Raw genomic sequence first — 25741 nt, forward strand, 5'->3', positions numbered from 1 at the left:
TACACATTTTATAGCATCCTTTATTTAAAACATAAAAGAACCGATACTTGTTACATGCAAGCATCGGTTCTTTATACAAAATTGCCATTTTTTCTTTTATATAAAATAAATATTTCTCCACTTAATCTGTTGTAAAAAACTCCCTCGTTACATCAATAAATTGCTGCAGTGGCGCTGTCATCCATTTATCTTTATGCCAAGCAATTTGTGTATAAATCGGTGAGATTTCATTTTCTAAATGTAACTCTTTTATCATCCCTTCTCGTATATCTTTTTCTACTACTATTGCTGGTAACACAGCTATTCCTAAATCTGCAATAACACATTGTTTAATTGCTTCGACACTAACGAACTCAATTTTATTTGCTGGATACACATCTTCTGTACGAAGTAGCTCTTCAAATAAAGTCCGGTACGAGCACCCTAGCTCTGTTAGCAACAACGTCTCACTTTCTAAATCTTTTGTAGAAATGGAAGCTTTCTCGAGTAAATGATGCCCTGAAGCAGCTACTATTTTTAATTCTTCTTTCATAAGCGGCTCCACATGTAAAGTATCTTCTGTTTTACATTCGTCCAAAATAAATGCAAGATCGACTTTTCCCTCCATCAATTGTTCCTTCGCATCTTTATTGGAATGTGCCGGTTTAAATATAAGTTTTATTTGAGGAAATTGTGCTTTAAACTTCTTTAATATAGAAGGAAGTCTATATGTACATTGACTCTCTTGCGCACCGATTATTAACGTACCTGCTATTTCTTCATCATCTTTCACAGCCATTTTTGCTTCGTTGCTGAGCGCAATCATCTTGTCGGCATATAGTTGAAACTTCCTACCTGCTTCAGTTAAGAAAAGGCGTTTTCCTAATCTTTCAAATAACGGCGTACCTAACTCAGCTTCTAACGTTTTAATTTGCGCTGTCACACTCGATTGAGCAAAGTTTAATTTCTTCGCAGTTTGTGTAAAATTCAAAGTATCCGCCGCTACTTTAAATGTAATTAATTGTTTTATCTCCATTTATCGTCCCTCTTTTCAATCGATATTCCCGATTGATTTCATCGAAATAATCCTCTTTGTCTATTGATATTTGTATTGTATGATAAAGAGCATCTACAAACAATAAAAATGGAGGTATTCCATATGAAAGCACTTTGTTTCGAACAGTTCGGAAATCCGGATGTACTACAATATAAAGAACTAAATGATCCAATCATAAATCCAAATGAAATTATTGTCCGCACGAAAGCAATCGGTTTAAATTTCGCCGACATTTATAGACGCCGCGGTGATTATCATCTCGCTGGTACCCCGCCTTTTATATTAGGTTATGAAGGGGCTGGCATTGTTGAAAAAGTAGGAACTGACGTTACGAATATTAATCCTGGAGATCGTATTGCATTTGCTGATGTCCCATTTGCAAATGCAGAGCTAGTTGCTGTTCCGTCTGAGAAAGCAATTAAGCTTTTAGATTCTATCTCTTTTGAAACAGCCGCTTCTGTCTTATTGCAAGGTCTAACCGCACATTATTTAACGAAAGATATCTATGAAATAAAACAAGGTGATATAGCTTTAGTACACGCTGCAGCTGGTGGTGTTGGGCAACTTCTTATTCAAATAATTAAACTACTAGGCGGAAAAGTAATCGGCCTAACGTCATCAAAAGAAAAAGCAAAGATAGCTACATTAGCTGGTGCTGATCACGTTTTTTTATATACGGAAGCATGGCATACAAAAGTAGTTGAAATAACAAATGGTGATGGAGTAAATGTTGTATATGAATCAGTAGGTTCTACATTAGAGGAGAGTTTTAATGCTACTAAAACTGGCGGTACTGTCGTATTTTACGGAATGGCCGGCGGTAATCCTGCGCCAGTTGATCCACGTATGCTTATGGATACTTCGAAAACTTTAACTGGCGGAGACCTTTGGAACGTGCTTACATCTTATGAAGAGAGAATAGAACGCTCCTCTCAATTATTCGAATGGATTGCGACCGAAAAATTAAAGATCGCAAGTTCTACTACATTCTCTTTACAAGATGGTGCCCGTGCTCATGAATTATTAGAGAGCCGAAAAAGCACAGGGAAGATTTTATTGATCCCATAATCGTTCCAATAAAAAAGGAAGCTAGATTTCTCTACCTTCCTTTTCTTATTTTTATATTTCCACACTTTCTTTCCCTTTTGCAACGTAACTCATATCTCCAACAGACTCAACTGTGTATGTTCCATCTTGATATACAATCTTCGTCACGCTAGCATTTTCCACTCCAAGTTTTGTTTTGCTACTGTCTAACATTTCTATTAAGGTAGTAATCAAAAGCCCATGAACGACAACTAAAACGTTACCGCCACCATTTGCAGCAGATTCTTCACTAATTTTATCTATCTCTGTTTTTATACGAGTAGAAAACAATTCCCAATCTTCCGCCTGTTTTGTCGGATCTGCTACTCTAATAAGATTAATCACTTCTTGAATAGAAAGCTTCAAGAGTTCTTCTGGTGATGCAACGCCTGCAGCTTTTCCAACCACATCCCACATATTCTCAAGTTTTTCACCTTCAAAAATACCGAAATTTAATTCTCGCAAATCTTTTCTTTGCTCAAGTTTTAATTTTGATTGCTCACTATATTTTAATACTAAATTAGCAGTTTCAATTGCGCGGCCGCTATCACTACTATATGCATTCATAAAATGAATATCTTTTAATCCTGTTCCTAAATTTGTGGCAACTTCAACACCTTTTTCTACTAAAGGAGAATCTGCCCAACCTTGCGCGCGATGATTCGTATTTAATATTGTTTTACCGTGTCTTGTAACATATAACGTCACTACATTCTCATTGCTATCTGTTTCTCGCTTATTCATTTCATTCTCTCCCTTTACGTTTCTATATCAATTTTAACACCTCAATTATTCATTGAGCAAAATATACGTCAGTAGATCCGCTTAATAAAAAAAGCTATCTTTCTGTATATCCATACAAAAAGATAGCATCTTTTATGATTACATTTCTTAACCGGTACTCCTACTCAGCAAAAGCACTCGAATATTGTACAATTCCTTCTACACCTCGAAGAGCATTTTCTGTTAATTCCATTATCATAAATACCTCTTCAGGCACTTCAAACGGTGCTTTTACATTCCACTCACTTGCTTTCTTAAAACCAAATTTCGGGTAGTACTCTGGATGTCCTAATACTACAACTGATCCGTATCCAAGTTCTTTCGCTTTTTCTAAAGCAGCCGTGATCAGTTTTCCGCCAATTCCTTTCTTCTGATGGCCCCTAGCAACTGACACTGGTGCAAGTGCTAGCGATTCTACAGAAGTTCCATCTTGTTCTATCGCAATTTTAGATAACATAATGTGACCGACTATTTCCTCATCTACTGCAACGATTGATAACTCCGGAACAAACGCGTCACATTCTCTAATACGTTTTACAAGTTCATGTTCTGTTTTATCACTAAATTCTTCAAGTGAAAATACTTCTTTTACGACTTCTTCTGTTTTTCTATAATCATTTTTTTGTTCTTGTCTAATCGTTACCATTTTAACTTATCCTCTATTCTTTCTTATTTCTTTTTGAATTTTACGCAGTGCTTTTTTCGATCCGCGCTCAATATCGTGTTGCATTTTTCTTTCTTTATAATCAACAAATAGTGTATTTAAATCGTATCCTTCTGGGTATAATTCTTTCGCTGCTACCTCTAAAGTAATACGTTTTACATTTACTTCAACGAATTCACCGTTATAATATACAACAACGTTATAAAAATTATCTTTTTCCTTATAGATGATACCAAAATCATCATAATCTAATAAATTCACACGATCGCCGATTTTGTACTCATAATGAAATTCTCTTTTTTCTTGTACAAATTTCGGTTTTCTAATTTTACTTTCATTCACTTTTTCTAAAGCGTACTCTTTATTTCCCATGTACTCTTTCGCTCTTTTCAGCACATGTTCTTTTACGCTCATTTTATTCGCAATCCAAAGTGCATTACTTTCTCCTGATTTTCCGATAACTAATTTATAAAGCGGCTCTAGCGTTTCACTATTAAACTGCATCGCTGCATTCATAAAGTCATCGTGCATTTCTGAGAATCGTTTAATTTCTCCGTAATGCGTACTCGCAACGGTAATACATCCCGCAAGGTACAACTCTTCTAAAATAGATATTGCAAGTGCTGCACCTTCATTCGGTTCTGTACCGCTTCCTATTTCATCAAATAAAAGTAACGTATTATTATTTGACATCCTCATAATCTCAGAAAGATTTTTCATATGAGATGAAAATGTACTTAGTGCATTTTCGATACTTTGATTATCACCAATATCTACAAATACATTTTCAAAAATAGCGATTTCTGTACCTTTATCTCCTGCAATATGAAGACCTGACATTGTAGCTAATGTTAACAATCCAATCGTTTTTAATACAATTGTCTTTCCGCCCGCATTCGGCCCTGTAATAATTAAACTACGATACTCTTGACCAATTTCAAAATTTAAGGGTACAACTTGCCCTGTTAAAAGCGGATGCTTACAATTCACTAAATGAACGTAGCCATGATCATTTAACTTCGGTTCTATTCCATTGATCGATTTACTAAACTTCGCTTTTGCAAATACCATATCATACTGACTAATTAGCTCCATGTTAATCTTTATACTATAAATGTTTTCTAACACCATTCCTGATAAAGTCGCTAAAATTTGATATTCTTCAACCGCTTCTTCTGCTTTCAAACCCGCTAGTTCCGCATTCAATTTCGTAACCGTATGCGGTTCTATAAATACAGTAGAACCTTTTGCCGAGGCTTCAATAATACTTCCAGCAACTTGGTTTTTATAGGAAGATTTAATTGGAATCGTATAACGGTCATCCTTTTTACTAATAAAGAATTCCTGAATGAATTTCTTATTTGCACTACTATTTAAAAACTTCGTTAAACGTTCTTTTATTTTCCCATCTACAGAATCGATATTATTTCGAATTCGTTTTAACTCTTTACTTGCAGCTGCATCAATACTATTTCCTTTAATTGAAAAGTTAATTTCCTCTTCAATACTTTTATATTCAGTCATTGAATTTGCATAAGAAGCTAATACTGGTGCAAAAAATTCTTTATCTAACATAAACTTTTTAATCTTTCTACATCCGCGTAAAAAGTCTGAAACACTGACTAATTCTTCTGGATCTAAAATCATCCCTTTTTCTAATTTTTGAATTGTACTAGCAATATTAGAAATGCCGAAGAAAGGAACATGCCCTTCTGCATCTAATATAGCTCGTGCTTCTGTCGTTTCATTCAACCGATTTCTCACTACTTTTATACTCGTACTCGGCTCTAATTTGTTTAATAATTCCTTACCTAATCCACTTACACAATAAGATTTCACTATATCCTTTAATTCGTTATATTGTAGCTTTTCAAAAGTCATCGTATTCATTTTGTTTCTCCTCACTATGATTGATTTTTATCATAAATGAAGATACCTACTCATTAGATTCCAATGAGTCATATATAAAATCCCATAATTATACAATAAAAACATATACAAAAAAGCTGCGGGGATACCGCAGCTTTTACATTTACAAGGCATTTGTAATAACATATGAGGAAATAAGCCATAAAAAAATAGATGGCAGTCCCTTATTACACGCTTTATAAAGTATTGTAGGTATCTTCATAGGTTTTGAAATAAATGCATGACAAAATTAGGGGTATGATGTACATAAAAATCCCCTGGTCTTATCCGATTTATTTCATTAAATTTTTCCTATTTAGTACCTACCGCACTCACAAAAAGCACCTCTCATTAATTTATATTATAGTCATTGAAATCTAATTTACTGAAATCATCATACTATATGTTTTGTAAGAAGTAAAGGTGTCAAACTATTTCCTTGCAGACTGTAAAATGTTCATATAATCAACCTTTTTCTCAAGGGTCTTTTTCGCATCTTCAGCCGTTACTATATAATCTACAGGAATATTTTGTAGTACATCCTTATTAATATTTGGCAACTGAATCGTTATATCTTCTACATTACTTTTACTATTTTCAATCGTTTTATTAAATTCCTGAATACTTCTTGCAACCCCCGCTAATGTTTCCATATGTACAGAATTGTTTACATCTAAAACAGTATTACTTTTAAAAACTGCCGTATAATACTGTTGCAAATTTTTCTTCGCTATTTGTTCCTCAGTATTCTTATCGGAAACATTATCCCCAGTCTGCATTTGATCAAAAGTAAATATAGTGTTTTTCTCTCCATAATATGTATTAAATCTTCCTTGTAAATTATTTGCTTCCTTTTTCTTTTCATAGTTATCATTATTTACTTCTGGAGAGATTTGCCCCTCGAAGTACAGTTGAAATTGCAAGTGTGGTTCATCGACTTGCTGCACAGTAACTATCCGCCCCTTTGGACCAAGGAAGTCCTTTCCGTTATCCAGAGTTTCAACTCCGTTTAATTTAACAACCATACCATACTCCGATTTTGTATAACTTTGTGCTTTTTGTTCAATTTCTTCATTCGATATATCACATGATGTTAATAGTAATAAACTAAACATTATACTATATTTCATTATTGTTCTTTTCATATTGCCTCTCCTTTTGCTACTACCACCTATACAGAAATGTGCCTATGGATTTTAAATTACGATTTATATAAAGAACTTCTTCTAAAAAGCGCTACATCAAACTATCTTCGCTAACTTGAATAATAAAAACTCATCATCTTGCTTTAGAAAACACTAATAACCACAAGTATAAAAATACCCATTAACTATCATTTTATGATAATAGTGTAATTTCGCATTATAATAATTTTATCGTAAAGCAAATATAATATCTATTAAAATCACATTAAAAACATACTAATATTTAGTTCTATAGCAATCACAGTAAGGAGATGTTCCTCGAGTACGAATAAGATGACATTATTTATTCCAATGCATCTCTTGGTGTTTCAAAAGCCGACTAGTTCATTTATAAACATAAAGATTTAGGAAGGATAACAATATAAAAAGAAGAGGAAAACTTATATTTCCCTCTCCTATTTCATCACCAAATTACTGCTGAACATATATGGAAACTGATCCTCCACTTACTTGGAATTGTCCCCAACCATCCTTATTAATTGTTACAGTATTTGTTTGATTACCCGTAATATCGTACCATACTTCCCCTGCGTTATTCTTTCCAACATCCATCCACTTTGCCCCTCCTGGTCCATCAGAGATTAATGTTGCTAAACCAGAATTAGCATGTACACTATCACCTTCTCTTGTCCAGCCAATCACATCTGGATGATCAAAATAATCACGTTGCGTACCATATGCAAAGTTTTTTCGTGCCGTCAAAATCGGATCAATTTTGTCCTTTAACGCTGGAATTTCATAGTTACTATTTCCTTTTGTACCATAGTAATCACCATAGAAAACAGAAGGATACCCCTCTGCACGCGTTAAAATAAATGCATATGCCAGCGGCTTGAACCAAGGGCTCACTACAGATTCCAATGACTGACCAGGCTGTGAATCATGATTTTCAACTAGAGTAACCGCAAGTGTAGGATGATTCGCAACTACCGTTCCTTTTAAAATATTTCTCATATCATAATTTCCATTTCCTGTTGAAGCATAATGAAAATTATAATGAAGTGGTGCATCGAACACAGATTGATTATAATTAACCTTCGCTAAATAATTATTTAAAGTCTGGATATCATTTTGCCAATATTCAGCTACTGTAAACATTTCTTTCCCTGTTTGCTGTCTAACGTGATTTACCCAATCGCGCAAATATTCATGATCAATATGTTTAACAGCATCTAAACGAAAACCATCTAAATTTAATTCATTCGCATACCACGTTCCCCATTTTTTCATTTCATTCGCAACATCTGGATAACCAAAATCAAGATCCGCATACATCAAATAATCATAATTCCCATTCTCGCTAGACACTTCCCAGTCCCATGCTTTACCTATGCCCCTAAATTTATAAATTCGGTTTAATTTCCTTCCTTCATCCCAATCCGTTCCGTCAAAATGATACCATTTCCATTTGAAATTAGAATAAGAATCTCCACGCCCTGGAAAGTTAAATCCCGTCCACGCACTAATTTCATAATCACCTGATACTTCAATATTCCGATTGCTCGGGTCTACCTCAACTGCTGTGACAGTTTCTGTATAATCAGCCCCACCTTTATGATTCATAACTACATCACCGTATACATCGATGTTTTTCTTATGTAAAGCGTCAATTGCAGATTTCAATTGTGCTTTCGTCCCATATTTCGTCCGCACTGTGCCCTTTTGATTGAATTCCCCCAGATCATATAAATCATATGCTCCATATCCTACGTCATTTTGCGTAGTTCCTTTATATGCAGGTGGTATCCAAACAGATGTAATTCCTTTTTCCGCTAAATTTTCAGCATCAGTACGCAAACGATTCCAATGATTCCCATCATTCGGAGCATACCACTCAAAATACTGCATTAACGTTCCATTGTTAACTGTGTCTGCATATGCTTTACTCCCCTCATATATACTGGGTAAAAACATAAAAACTGACAATCCGACTATTGTTATTCTTTTAAACATCTGTACACCATCCCCTTCCAAGAAAGCGTTTGCATAGTTTATCAGAATTATTATAATATTCGTCCCACCGTTAGTAAAGTAGCAATCTCTCACTCTCCCATATTATTTTTAGTCTAATTTCAAATATTCAACGTAGTTTTAATTTCACATCCTATTCAAGATTGTTTACAATTTACCTATAAAAGCATAACGGAGGGATTTCGATGACAGACTTTCAAAAACAATTTTTCGCACGATTACATATAGAAGAAAAAGACACAGTTTCATTTGAAGATTTATCTAACATTATGTACGCAATGGCACAAACTGTTCCTTTTGAAAACTTAAATATTCTCGAAAAGAATTTTAAAGAAATATCAAAAGAAAATTTGAAAGAGAAAATTTTAGTAAATAACCGTGGCGGTCTTTGTTATGAACTCAATCCTACTATGTATTACTTCCTGAAAGATTCTGGATTCGATGTTCATCTCGTTTCAGGAACAGTTTATAACGCTGCAAACTCCATATGGGCTGTTGATTCTGGCCATATCGCAATCGTTTTAACACATCATAATGAACTTTATTTAATTGAAGTAGGATTCGGATCATACTTACCTCTTGCCCCTGTCCCTTTCTCAGGTGAAGTCATTCACTCTGTTACAGGAGATTATCGTATTCGTAAAGAAATGACCGAAAAGGGAAACTACATTTTAGAGATGCGGAAAAACAATGAGTTCTTGGATCAATCTTCTGCTGATGATTGGACGTTAGGCTATGCATTTTATATAGAAGAAGTGGATGAAGAAAAAGCAAATACAGCACAAAAAATTATCGTTGAACATGAAGGATCACCCTTTAATAAAGTACCTCTTATTGTAAAACTAACTGAAGATGGGCATGCCTCTTTAACGAAAGATAGCCTTACAGTAGCGAAAAATGGTAAAAAAACGAAAGAAACCGTTACAAACATGCAATATACAAACCTTTTACATTCAAAATTCGGAATTACACTATAAGTAAGTAAGCCTTGTTATTTTAGCAGGGCTTTTCAATTTTCAGCAGGGTTTTTTTGCAATTTGTTGTATTTCATAGTTATATAGAAATATAACTACATGTTTAGAAAGGAAATGATTATGACAGAACTTAAAGATCGATTACAAGTAGCTGATATAGAAAAATGGGATTTAACAGACATTTACCATACAATTGAAGATTGGGAAAGTGATTTTCATAAAATTGAAGTATTAACGAAGGAATTACACGAGTTTAATGGAAATATTCACGACGGCAATAGTTTATTAGCTTATTTAACGAAGAGTGAAGAAATTTCTAGCATAATATCTTTAATGTTCGCTTATGCACGATTACAATCTGACCTTGATACACGCGATACTGACGCGCAATCTCTTGTCGATAAAGTATCACAATTACACGTGAAAGTAAGTGCAGCAAAATCTTTCTTTTCCCCCTTCTTACTTAGCATAGACGAAAACACATTACATTCTTACATAGAAGAAACAGAAGGCTTACAATATTATAAAGAAGACTTATTTGAATTATACCGTTATAAAAAACACGTATTAAATAAGGACCAAGAAGAAATTTTATCACAAATGGGTGAAGCTCTTTCTTCTCCACAGCACACATTTGGTATGTTAAATAATGCAGATATATTATTTGGTGAAGTGACGACTGACGATGGAGAAAAAGTGAACTTAACACGCGGAATGTATGCAAAGTTAATAGAAGATACGAATCGTGAAAAGCGTAAAGAAGCTTATAAAGCATATTACAAACCATATGTTCAGTTAAAGAATTCCATCGCATCTACTTTATCCGCTGCTATTAAAAATAATGTTACTGTTTCGAAATTAAGAAACTATCCATCAGCGCTAGAGAAATCATTATTTGGCGATATGGTTCCGAAAGAAGTATATGAAAACCTAATTGATACAACGAAAAAAAACATTCAAACATTACATACATACAATGAAATTCGAAAAGAAAAATTAAACGTAGATGAACTAAGACAATACGACTTAGGCGTCGATTTAGTAGAAGGTGCAAAACAAGACATCCCATATAGTGAAGCATTTGACATTATGATTGCATCACTAGCTCCTTTAGGAGAAGAATATATTGAGACATTAAAAAGTTTTAAAGATAAAAGATATATAGACGTAAGAGAAACACCAGGGAAACGTTCTGGTGCTTATAACTTTGGTGTATACGGCGTTCATCCTTTCATTCTTTTAAATCATCACGATGATTTAAACAGCCTGTTCACTCTTACTCATGAATGCGGTCACGGTATGCATACGCACTATTCACATGGATACCAACCAAGAATTTCTGCACATTATTCTATCTTTGTCGCAGAAGTCGCTTCTACAGTAAATGAAGTCTTATTAATTCACTATTTATTAAAAGAAGCAAAAGATACGAACGTGCGTAACCATTTAGTTAACCATTTTATTGAGAAATTTAAAGGTACTTTCTTTACACAAATTATGTTTGCAGAATTTGAAAAAATCACACATGAAATGGCTGAACAAGGTAAACCATTACATGCACAAGTCTTCAGTGAAATTTATGAAAAGCTATTTAAAGAATATAACGGTGATTCACTTGTATTTGATGAAGAAGTAAAATACGGATGGGCTAGAATCCCTCATTTCTATCGCCCGTTTTACGTATACAAATATGCAACTGGATTCGCATCTGCCATTCAAATCGCTGATAAACTATTAAGCGGTGATCCGAATGCTCAGAAAAATTATATTGAATTCCTTAAAGGCGGAAGTTCAGACTACCCATTAAACTTATTGAAAAAAGCTGGCGTCGATTTAACAACGCCAGAACCGATTGAAAGTGCATTGAAACAATTCACTCAACTTGTTGAGGAGTTTTCAGCTCTATAAAAAAGAGCCTCTCGCTAGAGGCTCTTTTTTATATTCCCTTTCCTTCTATTAAATCATTCGCCATTTTCCTAAATTCTTGATTAAATGCATCATTCATACCATTTTGGACGTTAGAAAATAATATGACAAACGTTCGTTTATCCCAGTTAAAATTATTAAAAGTGTTCCAGCCAGCTAATACACCGTGGTTATGATAATAATCTGGGTAAATATAGAAACTAAATCCATATTTTCTTGCAGGTGATGCAGAAAACATATCTGATACACTTTGTTTAGAAAGTAGTTTACCATCCATAATAGCTTCATCTAACTTTTTCATATCTTCAACAGTCGTATACATTTCACCACAACCATACAGCCAGTTCATTTTTAAGCGAGGTGTGGCTATTAACTTATTATCTTTTTTCGTATACCCTTCTGCTAAGAAAATATCTTCTGGGAGTGTTGCGCCCATTCCAGATTCATTCATTCCAACAGGAGTCAAAATATTTTCTTTCACATATTCAGCAAGTGGTTTATTTGATATTTTTTCTACAATATATGCAAGCACCATATAATTATAATCTGTATATTTCCATCCTGTCCCTGCTGGAAATTGTAACGTTTGTGCCCCAATCCACGTTACTAATTTTAACCGTGATGCTGCGTCAACACTACCTTGTCCCTGTTCTGGTAATCCAGACGTATGTGTTAACAAGTTTCGTAACGTAATGTTTTTATCTGCTGGAAACGATGGGATATATTTATTTACATTGTCTTCAATGTTCAACTTCCCTTTTTCTTTTAGTTGCATAATAGATATTGCAACAACTGTTTTCGTAATAGAGCCAATGCGATATTTCGTTCTTGGCGTTGTTAATACTTGATCTTTCACATTCGCATAACCGTAGCCTTTTCGTAAAATGACATGACCTTTACTTGCTACAAGAACACTCCCATTAAATCCTTTATCTTTTAAGTACTGATCTAGTTTTCCAGCTGCAATTTCATAACGCTTTTTCTCATTCGCATCAATTTCCTGCTTAACATCTTTTTGCTTACTATTTACATTAGAAAATGCCTTTGCATCATATTTTTTTCCTTTATTTGCATGTATTAGTGTAACAACACTTCCACAAAAAACAGCAAAAATAAAGAAAATGATTAACCATTTCTTTAACATACTAGGAACCCTCTTTTATCTAGTTTCACTTAACGTATATCCATTCTATTTTATATCTTTTAATTATCAAGTATATTATAATATTATTTAATATTCACTCTGTTAAAACTAGATTCCTTTTTCTCATTTTCAATTTTGACTACTCTCTATTGTATTTCTTTCTTGCAAAATTTCCAACATACAATCGGATGCATTACACTATAATTTCAAATTCTTTTGTAACATTTGTTACATACTAAAAAGAATGGAGATGTACTATGAAAAACACCGATAAACGCAATCGTTTAGATGATAAGATGTTTCATTATCGGATAACAAAAAATAACATGTTATTAATTGAATATTACGGAAAATAGATTATGATATTAAAAGGAAATGATGCTGAAAAATTTTTAAATAAAATAAATCATGCAAATAACGATAAAGAAAAACAGGTAATTATGGCTAAAATTACAGGTAATTTCAAAAGAGGCAATGAACGAAATTGAAAACGAATCTCATTTACATTTTGATTATACAACAAATAAAAAAAGAAATGTCGCTCATTCAACATTTCTTTAGACTTTCTTCATAAAAAATTTACATTGCTACCATTCCTTCATTTTCTATACTTCCTATATAAGCTGACCGCTGAAATAGTTAGTAATACAACTATGCATAACCACGCATACGTATATCCCTTCTTATCTACAATATAACCAAATAAAGCAGGCGCAACAATAATGGCAATTTGATTTAATGTAAGTGCAAAACTCACTGTCATCCCTACTGATTCTTCACTTGCTGATTCCGCAACTTCAGCTATATAAAGACTAAACCATCCAATTGAAAAGAAACCTAACAATGCACTTACACCATACAATACATTCGTTATTGTATGTATGCTCATTACTAATATTAGAATGAAGAAAATAGAAATACAAACAGTTATAAATAAGGGGATACGCCGATTTCCCTTATAAAACAAATCACTAGTAGCTGCTAATATAACCCTACCAACCATTCCAGAAAAGAACATAACGGAAAATACTTTTCCAGCTAAAATTGGCGTGATTGATTGTTCCAATACTAAAAATTTTATAAAGTGTGCAACTAACACCATTTGCAATGAAATCATACAAATGCCAGTTATATAAATTGCATACAACTCTTTTTTACACATCACTTCTTTTAACTGCATCCAAAAAGAAAGTTTACTACGTTCTTGTTTAACTTTCTCTTGAATATATGGTTCCTTATAAAATATAAAAAATAAAAACCCTCCAATTATACAAATACATGCAATGCTATTTACCGCGTAAGCCATATTATATTTTATTGTAAGAAACGGGATCAACACTCCCGCTAATGTACCACCAATCGGTATACCGGCTTGTCTAATTCCCATCGCTAACCCGCGATTTTCTTTTGAGAACCACTTCATTATCACCTTACTTCCTCCTGGCTGCGAAACACTATAAAACGTTCCTACTAATAAAAGTACAAAAAGTAACCCATTAAATCCATTGACCATATTAGTCAGTAAAAACGAACCTCCTAATAAAAATGAACTTATCGAAATTAACAACTTTTCATTGTATTGATCAAGTAGCCGCCCGACAAAAAGCATACAAAATAGCGGCCCTATATTTACAACACTTACTAACAATCCGATCTCCGTATTCGTAAGTGCATATTCTTCTTTCCAAAATAAAGCAAACGCTCCAACACCATACGTTATAAGTGTTGCTGTTGTTTGAGCAACCGTCGCAAAAATTAACATAACCCACTTATAAGTACTATTCACCCTTTCCTCCATTAACACAATAATCCCTCCATCCCCTTCCATTGTATGAAAGTTCTGATATTATATAAAATAAAGATTTATCATGTAATCCATCAAAAAAAATGATACCTTTTCTGGAGGGATGATACTTGGATATAAAAGATTTAACTGTATTTTTCGAAGTTGCGAAAGAAAAAAACATATCTCACGCAGCTCAAAATTTAAACTATGTACAGTCTGGCGTAACAATGCGTATGAAACAACTAGAAAACGAATTAGGTGTGCCTTTATTTTACCGAAACGGAAAAGGTGTAACTTTAACTTCTAACGGTGAGATTTTATTAACATACGCCAAACAAATTATCCACTTAATGGATCAATCTGTTAAAGCAGTTCAAAGTAATGGGATTGAACCAAGAGGCACTTTAAAAATTGGATGTACAGAATCTACAACCGCTGTAAGACTTCCATCTATATTAACGGCCTATTATGAAAAATATCCAAAAATCGAATTGATTTTAGAATCAAATACGACAGAACAATTGATTAGGCTTGTACTAGAACGAAAACTGGATGGAGCGTTTATAGCTGGCTCTACTCAGCATGCCGAACTTCATACAAATATATTTCGTGAAGAAGAATTAGTTCTCATTAGCAAAAATCCTTTATCTTCCTTTAAAGACATAGGAGACATGAATTTACTTGCATTTAGTCACGGGTGCTATTATAGAAATTTATTAGAAGATTGGCTTCAAGAAGAAGGAATTTCACCTAAGCGAGTATTTGAGTTTGGAACAATTGAAGCGATACTCGCATGTGTAAAATCAGGTATGGGCATAGCAATTATGATGAAGTCTATTTTAAATGGTCATCAACATGACGTATCATTCAACCCTTTACCAAATAGCTTCAAAAAAGTTCCTACTACTTTTATTACTAGAAAAGATATATATCACTCTGCTGCATTACAAAAATTTATGGAGATGACTCACAATGCGTGAAAAGAAAATACGTGGTATGAAACGAAAAACAAACACTATGATAAAGCGAATTGAGGAACATACAAAAACGTTCCCTTCTACTTTCTATAACGATGAATATTGGAATATGCTATTGCCAGTTTCGCAAGCTTTTATTGACTCTCGTAAAACACCTAGAAAAGTAAAACGGTTATGTATTCAAACCTTATTAAATCAAGCAAATCATTTAATAAATATGAAACCAAGCGATACACATATATATCGAGTTGTTGTTTTAATTTCTATAAATAATTTGTGGGATTCGCAAATCATTATATTTAAAAATGAGGACTACTTTCATAATTTCTTTAATAGAAATAGTGAATTTCAAAAATGGATTCTTCTTTCAAATGAAATTGATTTTTGGGAGACATGGGAAATGTCAGTTTGTCATTCCTTCAAAACGCTTCACTTTCAAGAAATTATTTATGATGTAGATGAATGCTATGAAAAAGAGATTACATTTATCGGGGAGTTAAATTAAAAAGGGTATACCTAAAACACTGGTATACCCTTTTCCACTTATTTTCCCTTCAATACACTATGTAATCGATCCGGATAATTTGTAAACATTCCTGTAGCACCCCATTTGATTAACAGTCTCATATCTGGTTTCTCATTAATTGTATAAGGGTGAATTAACAGTCCATTTTTTCTAGCCATTTTCATATATGACTCATCAATAATTAGTTCTCCGTTATCATTACGTAAGTTTGGTCCAATACCAGCTGCATACTTTTTAATTTCTTGAAAATCATCATTCGTTACACTTTTCGGTTCATGTGTAATGCCAGACCATTCAACAATTTCATTGTTTTCATTTGGATAATACCAAAGCAATTGAACTAACGGAATATTTTCATTCATACTATGAATCTTTTTCAAACTATCTTTACTAAATGATTGAATCATAACACGGCTAGAAGACATGTTTTGGCCTACTAAATTATATTTTTGTAACAGCGCCAACAATTTCTCTTCCATTCCTGGATACACATCTGGTGATTTTGTTTCAATATAATACTTCATACTTCTTCCATACTTTTGGAAGATTTCTTCAAGAGTTGGAACCTTTTGCCCAACATACTCTTGCTTAGCCTTTTCTGGATACGCTTTATTAAACCATGATCCTGCATCTAAATTCTTTATTTCACTTAACGTTTTATCGCGTACTTCGCCTGTTCCATTTGTAGTGCGATCAACTGCTGTATCATGCATTGCAATTAATTGGCCATCCTTTGTTAATTGAATATCTAACTCTAAATAATCCGCTTTCATTTTTTTAACTAAATCATAAGAAGCAAAAGTATGCTCAGGTGCATGTCCACTTGCTCCGCGATGTGCAATATTTAAAAACTTATTCGTATTCCATTCATGCTTTCCTTCTGCTTTCGCATGAACAGCTCCCCCAGCAAAGATGCTTCCCGTCATAAAGAAAATAACTAAAACGCTAATAATCTTTCTCATCCTTCAAACCCTTCCTACGTTGCAAATTTCAACAAGCTAATGAGATTTACACGAAATAGAAGACACACTTTCATTATTTTTATAAACCTATATTAAAATTCCAACCTTACAAATGTTTTCTATATTATTAATATAGAAAACTAGTATTATCCTATTTAATTTCTATAGCCCTCCTTTTCACATGTAACTCCCTATTTTGTACGGTTCATTCAATAAAAAAAGCCATAAATTATTTAGAATACACTCCTGTGTCCCTAAATAAATTTATGGCTTTTCTCAAATATCTCCGGCCTCTATTAACTTGTCGAATTTAATCATATCAAACCTATTGAAATTTGTGAATATTTTTTTCAGTACAGTGAAGCACATAAAACAATATTTCTGTAGTTACTCAAAAATCACATAATAAATTTCTCATTACCTCTTCCAATACTATATCTGGATTTACTACCGTTTTTTCCGAACGCCATCCTATAAAGCCATCTGGTCTAATTAATACAGCACCTCCATTCTCTATACCATATAATTTACTAAAAATATCTTCTGGAACAACAAAGTCTCCACTTAAGCCAACACGATACCCTTTTATATTTATTCCTAATTTAGCTGAAACAGTATGTGCTGCCTCAGCCCAAGAACTATTTTCTACTCCTGTAAGTAACACAAAACTGTTACCGAATAAGTCTAATGTAGAAACTTTCTTCCCCTCATACGTTCCCCATAAATGTGGCGCTCGCGTTCCAGGTCTTCCGTTCAACTCTATGCTATCCATTCTATGCGGAGTGACTGAATCATCTATAATCGCCTCTGAACAATACTGATATCCAACTGTAACAGCTAAACCATCCATATTATTCAAACTGCCTTCCTCCCTATTCGCAGCACGAAACAGTAAACTACTTGCATAAGCTGTCGTTAATTTTGCAACAGAGTGTCTCTCCTCATGATATGTTTCTAACAATTTTGGTTTTGCCTTCCCTTTTATAACAGCCGCTAATTTCCAAGCTAGATTATGCGCATCTTGTATTCCTGTATTTGAACCAAATCCTCCTGTTGGCGGCATAATATGTGCAGAATCGCCAACTAAAAAGGTTCGATTTCCTTGAAATTTCACCGCTGTACTTTCGGCTGCTTCCCACGGTAAAACACTTAATATTTTTGATTCAACATTTGTACTTCCAATTGCTATTTGAATAATTTGTTTACAACGTTCTATAGTGAAGTCCTCTAGCCCCTCTCCTTTTAATGGATCGTAGGCTACATGATAAATCCATTTTTTTACGTTATCAACCGGGATAAGTGCACCAAGAACCTCCGGATGAAGTACCATCGAAAAACCGAATGCATCTCCTTGTATAAACTCACTTAAATCAGCTTCAAAATAAATATTCATATAATAGCCACCAATGGTTCCACGACCCTCAGTTTTAATCCCTAACTGCTCACGTATTTTACTTTTCGCTCCATCCGCTGCAATTACATAGTCACAATGTATGACACTTTCTTTTTCTGTTTCACGATTTCGAATCGTTGCTTTTACCCCGTTTTCATTTTGTTCAAATGAAACTAATTCATGATAAAAAGATAGTTGCTCGCCTAATGTTTTCACTTCTTGTAACATCATCTCTTCTAAAATAATTTGATAACACGCAGTTTGTTTTGATGGACTAATCTTTTCTATTTTTTGAAGTAACTCTTCATCGTTTCCGTATTGCGTCGCTCTCATTTGTTCCAATTCTTCTTTATTCGCCTCAGCTATTGTATGAACCGCTATTCTTCCTCTGCAGTTCTCTAATGCTTTACCTGCCAATTTAATTCTTTTTTCCAAGCCTAATTCTCGAAATAACTCCATTGTACGTAAAGTAAGACCGCCTGCTTTCGGATGAATGGCAGTAGACGGATGCCTTTCAATAAGTAAGTACTCAATATTATGTTTTGCAAGAAATAACGCAGACGCTAACCCAGATAATCCCCCTCCAACAATTAAAACTGGTACATAATTCGATTTCATATATTTACCCTCCACATCATTGTTCTGAGCTCAGTGACATAAATATAATCAAAAAAAACATTAAAATATAGACTTATATTTCATTTTGAATTATCATATAGATAGATTACGCCCCAAAATTCCTTTTACCTTTTCATACATCTATAATCCACCTGAATTGTGTCTGTATGAAAGTGTAAAACAAAAGAATGTACTTTACGTTGAACCATGTTCTATCGTAAAAATCAAAAATAATACAAACATTATAAGCGGTCGTAACCTTATGGATTATACAAGGTTACGACCGCTTATTTTATTGTTACATCATTTTTTGTTTTAAAACTTCATCTATTGTGTTATGTAATCCTTCCAATCCCTTTTCTATCTCCCTATAATTTTCAACAATAAAAAATTCATTCGTCTCGATTTTCTTTCTCAATATTGCACCTCATGCAACAATCATGTAGCATTACCGTATCGAAGTAATGGTTCATCATCTTAAACCTTTCGACTAATTACCTGGAGGCAAAGTGATTGAAATGAATAAACAAGAACAATTAAATATTATAAAAAAAGATTTTATTGATTCTCAAAAAGTATTATTGGCAATTGGTGATGAAACACGTCAAGCTATTTTATTAGTGCTAATGGAAACGGAATGTCAAACAGGATTACGTGTAGGAGAAATTACGAAGCAAACACACCTTTCCCGTCCAGCAGTATCACATCACCTTAAGATTTTACGAGAAGCTGGCATTATTTTAATGAGAAAAGAAGGTACAAAGAATTTTTATTATATTGATATATGTACAAAATTAGGTTTATTAAAAAATCTTGTATTAGATATTGAGAAGCTATTGCAAAACTTTTATTAAAACTTGGAGGTATAAGAAATGAAAGCAATGATAATTGATAGATATGGAAAAGTCCCAATGCGTATGGCAGAGGTACCTACTCCTGAAATTAATGAGTATGAAGTGCTCGCAGAAATTCATGCAGCTAGTATTAACCCAATTGATTTTAAAATACGTGATGGAAAAGTTAAAATGTTACTGAAATATGAAATGCCTCTAATCCTTGGGAATGACTTTTCCGGTGTCATCACGAAGGTTGGATCAAAAGTGACTCGTTTTAAAGTCGGTGATGAAATATATGCTCGTCCAAGAAAAAATAAGATTGGTACTTTTGCGGAGTATATAGCCATTCATGAAGATGATATTGCTTTAAAACCAAAAAATCTAAGTTTTGAGGAAGCGGCTTCGATTCCACTTGTTGGCTTAACATCATATCAAGCATTACATGACATCATGCAATTACAAAAAGGACAAAAGATTTTAATTCACGCTGGATCCGGTGGTGTTGGTACTTTCGCAATTCAGTTAGCAAAAATAATGGGTGCTACTGTTACAACGACTGCTAGTGAAGCTGGTGCAAATTTAGTAACGTCTCTTGGCGCAGATGAAATTATTAATTACAAAACAGAAAAATTTGAAGATATACTACAAAATTATGATGCGGTATTTGATACAATCGGCGGTGCAACACTTGAAAAATCATTCAATATTATAAAAAGCGGAGGAAACATTGTTTCCGTTTCAGGTATGCCGAATGCTCGCTTCGGTAAAGAATTTGGTTCAGGATTCTTTAAAACTCTCTTATTTTCATTAGCCAGCAAAAAACTTACTGCACTTGAAAAAAAGCATAATGCTCAATATTCATTTTTATTTATGAAGCCAAGCGGGGATCAATTACGTACTATTGCAAACTATATTGAAGCCGGAAAAATCAAACCGGTAATCGATCGAGTTTTCCCTTTTGAAGATGCTCAAAAAGCAATGGAATATTCAGAGTCTGGAAGAGCAAAAGGAAAAATAATTGTAAAAATTAAATAATAATAAAAACCTCCATTTTCTTAAAATGGAGGTTTTAAATTTGCTGTTAAATAGACATAGTGCAATGAAGTCCTTACAATAGATTGCAAGGGGAAATATTATATTATACTTTTAGTTAACTTTACAAAGAATACATACGTACAAATACATAACTTAAAATACAAAAAGGAGGAGATACAATGACTAAAAATAATGAAACAGGTTGGAATTTAGATAATAGTTATACGACTTTACCACAATCATTTTATACAGAAATCCCCCCTACTCCTGTAAGTTCACCGGAGTTAGTTAAACTAAACCATTCATTAGCGATATCTCTTGGCTTGACCCCTGAAGAACTGAAAAAGGAAGCTGAAATTGCTATTTTCGCTGGTAATGCACTCCCAGAAGGAGCTCATCCATTAGCTCAAGCATATGCTGGCCATCAATTCGGACATTTTAATATGTTAGGCGACGGTCGTGCTCTTTTAATTGGCGAACAAATTACTCCTTCAGGTGAGCGTTTCGATATTCAACTGAAAGGTTCTGGCCCTACTCCCTATTCACGCCGAGGAGATGGCCGTGCTGCACTCGGTCCGATGCTACGTGAATATATCATTAGTGAGGCAATGTATGCACTTGATATTCCGACTACTCGCAGTTTAGCAGTTGTCACAACTGGTGAAGCAACATATCGTGAAACAAAGTTACCTGGAGCAATTTTAACTAGAGTAGCTAGTAGCCATATACGCGTCGGTACATTTCAATATGCTGCAGCTCGTGGTTCAATAGAGGACCTGAAATCACTAGCTGACTATACGATAAAAAGGCATTACCCAGAAATTGAAGCTCATGAAAACCGATATACTGCATTACTACAAGAAGTCATTAAAAGACAAGCCAGTCTTATCGCAAAATGGCAACTTGTTGGATTTATCCACGGTGTAATGAACACTGACAATATAACGATTAGTGGCGAAACAATTGATTACGGTCCTTGTGCATTTATGGACAATTACAATCAAGGAACCGTATTTAGCTCTATTGACACACAAGGTCGTTATGCATATGGAAATCAACCATATATGGCCGCATGGGACCTCGCTCGATTAGCAGAATCTTTAATACCAATTCTGCACGAAGATGAAGAAGAAGCATTAAAAATCGCCCAAGACGAAATTTCGAAATTTAGCGTACAGTATGAAAACCATTGGTTCCTTGGAATGAAAAAGAAATTAGGACTATTTAGTACCGAAGAACAAGATCACTCACTTATTGAGCAACTTTTAAAAATGATGGAGAAATATAAAGCGGATTATACAAATACATTCCGTTCATTAACTCTTGATGCTATCGAAAATACAGCTCTATTTGAAAGTCCTGAATTTAAAGAATGGTACAAACTGTGGCAATCTCGATTAGAAAGACAAGAACATTCGAAAGAAAACGCCTACGAGATGATGAAAAATAATAACCCATCAATCATCCCGAGGAACCACCGTGTAGAAGAAGCACTAGAAGCAGCTGTCACAAATGGCGATTATAGCGTAATGGAGAAACTTCTTGAAGCTTTATCAAATCCTTATGCGTATTCTACAGATCAAGAAGAATACTGCATTCCGCCTGCACCGACGAATCGCCCTTATCGTACTTTTTGTGGGACTTGATTGTTTAATATGTAAAAAGGTGCGTTCATATAAATTGTGTGAACGCACCCTTTTTATATCCCCCACTCAACTAAAACTTTAAAATGCACATCCCCCGATGCCATTTCTTTAATCCAAAACAAATTCTACACTATTCCAATAGACTTACTCGTAAGCTTGTTAAACAAATATTGAGAAATATAAAACATCATTTCTAAATATTTTTATTTTTGATACTATATTTTATAAGAATATTCAAAAAGTGAGGGGATTTCATGAACGTTCAACTACAAGGTAATGAACAAATTACAAAATTATTTAATGACTGGTATAGAGCTATCTTACAGCATCAAACTAACCATGCAACAAAAATAAAAAAAGATATTGAAAATATCATCTCTAATTCAGAAGAAGATACAAACCTACAATTGTATTATTCACTTTTTAATTTCAGATACAAAATTTTAACAGATGGTTTAAATATTAATAAAGATGATTTTAATAAAATTGATTCTTTCCCACTTCCAGAGAATGGGCTATTTTCTTATTATTATCATTTTTTCAAGGCTATTCACAATACAATTATTGGAAACTACAATGCAGCAAAACACCTTTTCGAGAACGCTAAAAAGCTGCTAATACACGTATCTGACGAACTAGAGAATGCTGAATTTAACTACCGCTTAGCTTCCTATTATTATCAAACATATCAACCACTAGTAGCAATCCAATCTGCAAATGAAGCTAAAGCGATTTTTTCAAAACATATAAACTGTGAAATTAATGTTGCTTTGTGTGATAACATCTTTGGTTTATCTTGTATTGATTTAAAACAGTTTGAACAAGCTGAAATTAGACTTGATTCAGCATTAAATATTCTACAGAAGTATTCAGAGGAGACTTTATCATTAAGAGTACGACATAATTTAGCTTGGCTATATGCAAGTCAAAACCTTTCAGAGTTAGCAATGCGTCATATTTCAGAGGTTACAACTAAGCAACCAAATCACTTTAAAGCACTTTTTGTTGAAGCACGTGAATACTACAAGCTTGGAGAATATACCCAGGCTAAAGAACTTATAAAAAAAGGATTAAACATTTCAAATAAACTAGAAAACAAAGAGTTTCAATATCGTTTCATGATTTTAAGAGAACTAAATAATAAAACTTCTATAAATGATTTAGAAATGATAATTTTGGAAGGAATTTCTTACTTTAAAACAGAAAACCTTTGGGAATGTATACAAGAGTACACTGATGTTCTAGCAAATATGTTTTATGAAAAAGAAGACCATATAAAAGCTAGTCAATACTTTTACATGGCCAATCAAGCAAGAAAAAAACATGAAGAAAAGGGAGCTTTGATATAATGAAAAAGATTAAATTGAGCATCATTGGCTTAGCTGTTATTAGCATCACAACTCTTGGATTAAGCTTCACCTCAGAAACACCGAAAACACAGTTAGGATATGTAGCATTAAACATTGGGGACACCCCTGCACCACAAAGACCTAACCTTGTTCAATCCGTTGACGTAAGTAAAGACTACAACTCAACAACAACTGAAAAAGCACTTTAAAAAACGGAAGACCTTCAATTAAGAAGGTCTTTTTAAATACGCTTATTTAGAATATTTCCCTTTCATGTAGGCTTTATTTTCTCATCAACTCCGCAATCCTCTTACTCTCCTCACTACCAACTTTCTCAAGTTTCTCCACAACTAAATTCTGTCTCTCTACAGAATGATTTTGACTTAACTTCGCTTTTCCTTCTATTTTATTTATCTTTATTTTGAATCCAACTATTCCCTTACTTAATCCTCCCATATAATTCGGATCTACATCATTAAGTGAGTAGGTGCTCTCTGGATCTTCATATTTATTTACTAAATCTTGAAGAGAATCTATCTCATCTTCAACAATTTCTAATTCACCATATACATGCACTGCAACGTAATTCCATGTTGGTACTGCATTGTTTGTTTCATACCATGACGGAGAGATGTAACTATGTGGTCCTTGAAATATAGCTAGTACTTGCTGAGTCCCAATATCTTTCCACTGTTCATTCGGCCGTGCGAAGTGACCATGTAAAGTAAGGGTCTCCCTATTTAATAACAACGGCAAGTGCGTTGCATATGGTTCTCCGTTATGTTGAGAAAATAATGTCGCAAAGCTATTTTGTTCCATTATTTCGTACTTCATCTCTTCATCTTGTATTGCGAAATATTTTGGTATGTACATAAGCTCCCTCTTTTCCGCTCTTTTCTATTTTGTTTCCTATTATATTTAGTAACCGCATCAATCAACAGGGCCAGTTTGTATTTGTTTTATAATGGCAGCTTTCTATTTCAAAACAATAGGCAGCATGTATTCCATGCTGCTTTAGTTTATTTTTTCTAATATATTTGTAATAAATACGGTCTTACCCTTAATATAACTAGATCGATTTTTCGACTCTCTTGCTAACTCTTCCTTCAAGTTTCCATACTCATTAGCTACTTCAGTATGTTCACGAAGGTAATCTCGAAACACTATATGCCTTCTCAACTCTTCACTATTTTTATCACACACATATAAATGATGTTCCATCCAAACTGTATTTCCCTCGTTCCATGGAACGAACGTATCCTTTCTTCCAAACGCCTCTCTTCCTTTAAAGCTCCATTCTAACTGATGATAGTACCCTATCTTCTCAAGTTTTTTTACTACCTCATGAAAAATTTCGTACTCTTCTATTACAATATCAATATCTAGTATTGGTTTTGATGCAAGCCCTTTAACAGATGTACTCCCAACATGTTCAATAGATACAATGCTGTCTTCCATTACATTGTTAATAAGAGTGTATATTTTATTAAATTCACTTTCCCATTTGACATTATATTCTTCGATAGCAATTCTCTGCTTCAACGTACCCCTCTTCTCAAAACAAATTATAACCGTTGAATATGAGTATCCTTAAAATCCGTCTCATATTTCAATCCATATCCAAACATTCGATCCATTCCAATATGTGCTGTCCATATTAAGCCAATCATTATAACGATATCCATCTTAAAATAGACACCTATTAGAACAATTAATATGGATATGATATATGTGTGACATACATTATATATTTTCGCACCAACGTGATTATTAATCCCATATGCTAACATTGATAGATCCGGCGCTAAAAGGAATACAAAAAATATAATCCAACTAAACTCATATATCGAATACATATAAATCGTGGCTAAAAATACAACCATTCCTTCAAAATGTACAATACGTTTTTGCATTAT

The 25741-nt window shown here is 33.7% G+C and carries 24 protein-coding genes; 11 read left to right on the forward strand and 13 right to left on the reverse strand.

Annotated elements, in window-relative coordinates; all coding sequences use genetic code 11:
• Positions 1 to 121: 121 nt before the first annotated feature.
• Positions 122 to 1015 carry a LysR family transcriptional regulator gene (locus tag MHB52_RS17645; protein ID WP_000403877.1) on the reverse strand — a complete coding sequence of 298 codons (894 nt, stop codon included), beginning with the start codon at positions 1013 to 1015 and terminating at the stop codon, positions 122 to 124.
• A 123-nt stretch (positions 1016 to 1138) separates the two neighbouring features.
• Between MHB52_RS17645 and MHB52_RS17650 the strand changes: the two genes are divergently transcribed.
• The gene (locus MHB52_RS17650; RefSeq protein WP_061663926.1) at positions 1139 to 2104 is read left to right on the forward strand and encodes a quinone oxidoreductase family protein; all 966 of its coding nucleotides are present in this window, start codon (positions 1139 to 1141) and stop codon (positions 2102 to 2104) included.
• A gap of 51 nt (positions 2105 to 2155) precedes the next feature.
• On the opposite strand, the gene MHB52_RS17655 is transcribed toward MHB52_RS17650, so the two are convergent.
• From MHB52_RS17655 to amyS, 5 genes are all read right to left on the reverse strand, one after another.
• Positions 2156 to 2866, reverse strand: a complete 711-nt coding sequence (locus MHB52_RS17655) for a histidine phosphatase family protein (protein ID WP_001042050.1) — start codon at positions 2864 to 2866, stop codon at positions 2156 to 2158.
• Positions 2867 to 3026: 160 nt separating this feature from the next.
• Complete coding sequence (locus tag MHB52_RS17660; RefSeq protein ID WP_000256478.1) at positions 3027 to 3551, reverse strand: GNAT family N-acetyltransferase; 525 nt, start codon at positions 3549 to 3551, stop codon at positions 3027 to 3029.
• A 6-nt stretch (positions 3552 to 3557) separates the two neighbouring features.
• Positions 3558 to 5459, reverse strand: a complete 1902-nt coding sequence (locus MHB52_RS17665; protein WP_001095189.1) for an endonuclease MutS2 — start codon at positions 5457 to 5459, stop codon at positions 3558 to 3560.
• A 449-nt stretch (positions 5460 to 5908) separates the two neighbouring features.
• A complete protein-coding gene (locus MHB52_RS17670; protein ID WP_000831441.1) occupies positions 5909 to 6622 on the reverse strand; it encodes a hypothetical protein in 714 nt (237 codons plus the stop codon).
• Between the two features lie 471 nt (positions 6623 to 7093).
• A complete protein-coding gene (gene amyS / locus MHB52_RS17675; RefSeq protein ID WP_061663927.1) occupies positions 7094 to 8635 on the reverse strand; it encodes an alpha-amylase in 1542 nt (513 codons plus the stop codon).
• Positions 8636 to 8838: 203 nt separating this feature from the next.
• Between amyS and MHB52_RS17680 the strand changes: the two genes are divergently transcribed.
• Positions 8839 to 9630: an arylamine N-acetyltransferase family protein gene (locus tag MHB52_RS17680; protein WP_016118393.1), complete on the forward strand. Its 792-nt coding sequence runs from the start codon at positions 8839 to 8841 to the stop codon at positions 9628 to 9630.
• Between the two features lie 117 nt (positions 9631 to 9747).
• Positions 9748 to 11535, forward strand: a complete 1788-nt coding sequence (gene pepF / locus MHB52_RS17685) for an oligoendopeptidase F (RefSeq protein ID WP_061663928.1) — start codon at positions 9748 to 9750, stop codon at positions 11533 to 11535.
• 28 nt (positions 11536 to 11563) lie between these two features.
• Here pepF and MHB52_RS17690 read toward each other — a convergent pair whose 3' ends face one another.
• Positions 11564 to 12697: a serine hydrolase domain-containing protein gene (locus MHB52_RS17690; RefSeq protein WP_061663929.1), complete on the reverse strand. Its 1134-nt coding sequence runs from the start codon at positions 12695 to 12697 to the stop codon at positions 11564 to 11566.
• A gap of 359 nt (positions 12698 to 13056) precedes the next feature.
• Here MHB52_RS17690 and MHB52_RS17695 point away from each other — a divergent pair, with 359 nt between their 5' ends.
• The gene (locus MHB52_RS17695) at positions 13057 to 13185 is read left to right on the forward strand and encodes a hypothetical protein (protein ID WP_016118400.1); all 129 of its coding nucleotides are present in this window, start codon (positions 13057 to 13059) and stop codon (positions 13183 to 13185) included.
• A 110-nt stretch (positions 13186 to 13295) separates the two neighbouring features.
• On the opposite strand, the gene MHB52_RS17700 is transcribed toward MHB52_RS17695, so the two are convergent.
• The gene (locus MHB52_RS17700; RefSeq protein WP_061664932.1) at positions 13296 to 14525 is read right to left on the reverse strand and encodes an MFS transporter; all 1230 of its coding nucleotides are present in this window, start codon (positions 14523 to 14525) and stop codon (positions 13296 to 13298) included.
• Positions 14526 to 14611: 86 nt separating this feature from the next.
• Here MHB52_RS17700 and MHB52_RS17705 point away from each other — a divergent pair, with 86 nt between their 5' ends.
• Both MHB52_RS17705 and MHB52_RS17710 read left to right on the forward strand, forming a co-directional pair.
• Entirely contained in the window at positions 14612 to 15463 is an 852-nt protein-coding gene (locus tag MHB52_RS17705; RefSeq protein ID WP_061664931.1) for a LysR family transcriptional regulator, read from the forward strand.
• Positions 15456 to 15965, forward strand: coding sequence for a DUF3916 domain-containing protein (locus MHB52_RS17710; RefSeq protein WP_061664930.1), 510 nt, complete (start codon positions 15456 to 15458; stop codon positions 15963 to 15965). Before MHB52_RS17705 ends, MHB52_RS17710 begins: the two co-directional genes overlap by 8 nt.
• A 38-nt stretch (positions 15966 to 16003) precedes the next feature.
• Here MHB52_RS17710 and MHB52_RS17715 read toward each other — a convergent pair whose 3' ends face one another.
• Both MHB52_RS17715 and MHB52_RS17720 read right to left on the reverse strand, forming a co-directional pair.
• A complete protein-coding gene (locus MHB52_RS17715) occupies positions 16004 to 16948 on the reverse strand; it encodes a glycerophosphodiester phosphodiesterase (protein ID WP_061664929.1) in 945 nt (314 codons plus the stop codon).
• A 391-nt stretch (positions 16949 to 17339) separates the two neighbouring features.
• The gene (locus MHB52_RS17720; RefSeq protein WP_061664928.1) at positions 17340 to 18959 is read right to left on the reverse strand and encodes an FAD-dependent oxidoreductase; all 1620 of its coding nucleotides are present in this window, start codon (positions 18957 to 18959) and stop codon (positions 17340 to 17342) included.
• Between the two features lie 509 nt (positions 18960 to 19468).
• Here MHB52_RS17720 and MHB52_RS17725 point away from each other — a divergent pair.
• The 5 genes from MHB52_RS17725 (at position 19469) to MHB52_RS17745 (ending at position 24034) form a co-directional block, all read left to right on the forward strand.
• Positions 19469 to 19813 carry an ArsR/SmtB family transcription factor gene (locus tag MHB52_RS17725; RefSeq protein ID WP_061664927.1) on the forward strand — a complete coding sequence of 115 codons (345 nt, stop codon included), beginning with the start codon at positions 19469 to 19471 and terminating at the stop codon, positions 19811 to 19813.
• A gap of 18 nt (positions 19814 to 19831) precedes the next feature.
• Positions 19832 to 20830, forward strand: coding sequence for an NADP-dependent oxidoreductase (locus tag MHB52_RS17730; protein WP_061664926.1), 999 nt, complete (start codon positions 19832 to 19834; stop codon positions 20828 to 20830).
• A 179-nt stretch (positions 20831 to 21009) separates the two neighbouring features.
• Positions 21010 to 22476: a protein adenylyltransferase SelO gene (locus MHB52_RS17735; protein WP_061664925.1), complete on the forward strand. Its 1467-nt coding sequence runs from the start codon at positions 21010 to 21012 to the stop codon at positions 22474 to 22476.
• 254 nt (positions 22477 to 22730) lie between these two features.
• The gene (locus tag MHB52_RS17740; RefSeq protein ID WP_061664924.1) at positions 22731 to 23825 is read left to right on the forward strand and encodes a response regulator aspartate phosphatase; all 1095 of its coding nucleotides are present in this window, start codon (positions 22731 to 22733) and stop codon (positions 23823 to 23825) included.
• A complete protein-coding gene (locus tag MHB52_RS17745; RefSeq protein WP_000721432.1) occupies positions 23825 to 24034 on the forward strand; it encodes a hypothetical protein in 210 nt (69 codons plus the stop codon). The genes MHB52_RS17740 and MHB52_RS17745 overlap by 1 nt, the downstream gene beginning before the upstream one ends.
• A 73-nt stretch (positions 24035 to 24107) precedes the next feature.
• Here the strand turns inward: MHB52_RS17745 and MHB52_RS17750 are convergent, their stop codons facing one another.
• The 3 genes from MHB52_RS17750 to MHB52_RS17760 all read right to left on the reverse strand — a co-directional run bounded on the left by MHB52_RS17750 (position 24108) and on the right by MHB52_RS17760 (position 25738).
• Positions 24108 to 24698 carry an FMN-binding negative transcriptional regulator gene (locus MHB52_RS17750; RefSeq protein WP_061664923.1) on the reverse strand — a complete coding sequence of 197 codons (591 nt, stop codon included), beginning with the start codon at positions 24696 to 24698 and terminating at the stop codon, positions 24108 to 24110.
• A gap of 141 nt (positions 24699 to 24839) precedes the next feature.
• Complete coding sequence (locus MHB52_RS17755) at positions 24840 to 25367, reverse strand: GrpB family protein (RefSeq protein WP_061664922.1); 528 nt, start codon at positions 25365 to 25367, stop codon at positions 24840 to 24842.
• Between the two features lie 23 nt (positions 25368 to 25390).
• Positions 25391 to 25738 carry a DUF4260 domain-containing protein gene (locus tag MHB52_RS17760; protein WP_001172065.1) on the reverse strand — a complete coding sequence of 116 codons (348 nt, stop codon included), beginning with the start codon at positions 25736 to 25738 and terminating at the stop codon, positions 25391 to 25393.
• Between the last annotated feature and the right edge of the window lie 3 nt (positions 25739 to 25741).

This window comes from Bacillus sp. FSL K6-0073, assembly GCF_038006085.1.
Lineage (GTDB): Bacteria > Bacillota > Bacilli > Bacillales > Bacillaceae_G > Bacillus_A > Bacillus_A cereus.